This is a genomic window from Anaerotignum sp. (assembly GCF_031981185.1).
In the GTDB taxonomy this organism is placed as follows: domain Bacteria; phylum Bacillota; class Clostridia; order Lachnospirales; family Anaerotignaceae; genus Chakrabartyella.
This window is the reverse complement of the sequence record NZ_DALYUL010000038.1, coordinates 7,743-10,669: the sequence shown is the minus strand read 5'-3', so window position 1 is coordinate 10,669 and position 2,927 is coordinate 7,743. Positions and strand designations below refer to the sequence as shown.

3 protein-coding genes are annotated in these 2,927 nt (G+C 36.6%); all 3 read left to right on the top strand.

Annotation, left to right across the window (positions count from 1 at the left end):
• Nucleotides 1-631 (top strand): hypothetical protein (locus RTK36_RS15335; protein ID WP_312048105.1); only part of this gene is annotated, 631 nt, incomplete at its 5' end.
• A gap of 185 nt (nucleotides 632-816) precedes the next feature.
• Nucleotides 817-1,155 (top strand): DUF6054 family protein, encoded by a 339-nt coding sequence (locus RTK36_RS15330; protein WP_312048104.1) that lies wholly within the window; start codon nucleotides 817-819, stop codon nucleotides 1,153-1,155.
• A gap of 273 nt (nucleotides 1,156-1,428) precedes the next feature.
• Nucleotides 1,429-2,913, top strand: a complete 1,485-nt coding sequence (locus RTK36_RS15325) for a dihydrolipoyl dehydrogenase family protein (protein WP_312048103.1) — start codon at nucleotides 1,429-1,431, stop codon at nucleotides 2,911-2,913.
• Nucleotides 2,914-2,927 lie beyond the last annotated feature (14 nt).

Sequence of the window (2,927 nt, the reverse complement as noted above, 5' to 3'; positions counted from 1 at the left end):
GCAAAACATTGAAAAAATAGAGCCTGAACAATACACTACGTTAAGTGATATAAAAAAAGAGGCAGTCTATCTTGTGAGAACTTCAAGAATAAGTGAAAATATAAAGTATGCTGGATGGAGTTATGAAGATAAAATAAGAATAAGTGAAAGAGAAATAAATAAAATCGTTTTTTATATGAAAAATATTGATGAAAACGATTTAAAGAATGTTTTACCGCTTTTTTATAGAAGAGTTTTGTCAGAAGAGGAAGAAAGGGAAGTGTTAAGAAAACTTCAAGATAAATGGTTGAAAAGAACGCAGCAATATTATAATAAGTCAACGAAAGAAATAATAAGTTTTAGGTCAAATGATTTTTCAACACCAGCTAATCGCAATAAGATAATTGATTTGTTAATATGTCATGGAGAGAAAAGGATTTATGAAGTCAACGTGTGTGATGTTGACTCGGTATCGTATATAATGGATATAGATGCGTTATCTTTCAATCGAAATATTCAACCTTACTGGTGTTCAAACAAAATGGATTGGGCGATTATAAAAGACCATGAAGGTGCTATCTTTGTTTGTGGAGAGTTTTTAGTTAATGCATATAAAAATGGAAAATATTTCAGGTCTGATTCAGAGAAATAGGTGTCTTTATAGAATAAATACGGAGTGATTTTTGTAAAGATATCTTCCACAAAGGGGTTACCAGATATTATTTTTGTGAACTCAAGGTACGTTAAGACGGTTGTGCTTCTCATTATGTTTAGTAGCTGAATCTAATTTTGGTAATGTTTAGAAAACTATTGTATTATTTAGAAGGAGGAAAAGAAATGGCAAAATACGAAAAATCTGTGCAAGGGGATTTTGATAAAATAGTCGAACAACTAGACGAAGCTATATTCAAAAGTGGGGCAAGCGTAAATTTGGTAGATAAAAGTAATTACCAGAGTGAAAATGTTAAAATGGCTGTTCGGGTATACGATAAATATTTTATGCGAAATAGCAGTAGGGCAAGTTTAAGTGTGACAATTATTGATACTGGAAGAGAAGTGTTTATATCTGCTATTGGTGCTGGGGGCGGTAGTGGTGCAATTTTTAATTTTAGTTTAGGGGCAGAAAGTGAACTAACAGAAGTTGTTGAAAATAGCATCAGAAAAATGGGACTATGATTTTCTCGGCTATGAGTTTTTTAATCATACAATGATTATAGGGTAGGAGACAAAATTACAGAAGACGTAAATTCTGTAAAAAATGCTTATAGTTTAACTTCTCGAGTTCAACTGATTACCCAAAGAAAATGAGCAAAATCTGTAGTGGATTCAGTTTCGAAGTATGTTTATTACAGATAGTGTAGACAAGCTACACTATTATTCATGAATACGCAGAATGTTTTAAATCTTAAGTAACCTATAAATAAAAAACAAATGACAGGAGGAATACACATGAAACGTTTTGATATTGTAATTGTAGGAAGCGGGGCTGGGCTCATGGTTATGGAAGCAGCCTTAAACAAAGGACTAAGCTGCGCAATCATTGAAAAAGCAAAGTTTGGTGGCACATGTCTAACCAAAGGCTGTATTCCATCCAAAATGCTTGTTTATCCTGCTGATTTTATCCGTGAAGCGGAGGAGTCTGAACGAATCGGTATTCGGACACCTCGTCCAGAAATCGATTGGGATTCGATTTCAAAAAGAATGTGGGAGCAGATTGATTTTAGCAAATCCATTGAAAACAGTTTGCAGGGTATTCCTAACCTCACAGTTTATAAAGGAAGCGGTGCCTTTACTGGACCGAATAGCATGGTCATATCGTGCGAAGGTAAGGAGGATGAATTGATTTATGGTGACAAGTTCATTATTGCGGTAGGTGCCAGAACTATGATTCCTCCAGTGGATGGATTGGAGAACACTGGGTATATGACATCAGAAACTTTTTTTGGAGAAAAGTTTCCTAAAAAGCTATGGAAAAGCCTTGCTATCATAGGTGGTGGTGCAATCAGTGCTGAATTTGCCCATATTTTTTCGGCATTCGGGACAAAGGTAACGATTATTGCACGTTCGAAAATATTAAATAAGGAAGAAGAAGAGGTTGCACAATTTGTCAGTAGAAAATTTATTAAAAATGGCATTGATGTGCTATCAAATAGTAAGATTTTATCTGTTTACAGCGATGATGGGAAAAAATACATCACCATCGAAAACACCATAACCAACAGTCAAATCGTTGTGGAATGTGAGGAGATTCTTGTTGCTTCTGGTGTGAAATCCAATGCAGATACCTTAGCCCTTGAAAAGGCAGGCGTAGAAGTGGATAAGCACGGCTGGATTAGTACAAACCCTTATCTTGAAACATCAAATAAAAACGTATGGGCTTTGGGCGATATCAATGGAAAGTATCAGTTCAGGCACAAAGCAAACTACGAGGCGCAGGTTTTGGTACATAATCTTTTCTCAGACGGAAATAAAAAAGAGTTGCGTTATGATACGGTTCCATGGGCAATTTTCACACATCCCCAGGTGGCGCATGTGGGCATGACAGAGAAAGAAGCAAAGGACAAAGGTCTTTCATATCGAACCGCAAAGAACCATTACTCGGAGGTTGTGGGCGGCAGAGCTATGGGCTACCGTGATGGGGATGACGATAACGGCTTTGTAAAAATGATCATTGGCGCCGATAAAAAAATATTTGGCGTTCATATTGTGGGACCGCAGGCCGCTGTATTATTGCAACCTTTTGTATATCTGATGAATGTGGGGTATCAGTGTACGAAGACAAAGCGTGCACTGACGGAAAACGGACTTGACGGGTTACGAATTTTATGCCCCAATATCGATACCTACGAGCCTATTAACGATTCCATGGTTATTCATCCGTCTCTAAACGAATTGACGGCTTGGGTATTTGAAAAGTTAAATGTATCAGAATAATCTTCTCATGGTAT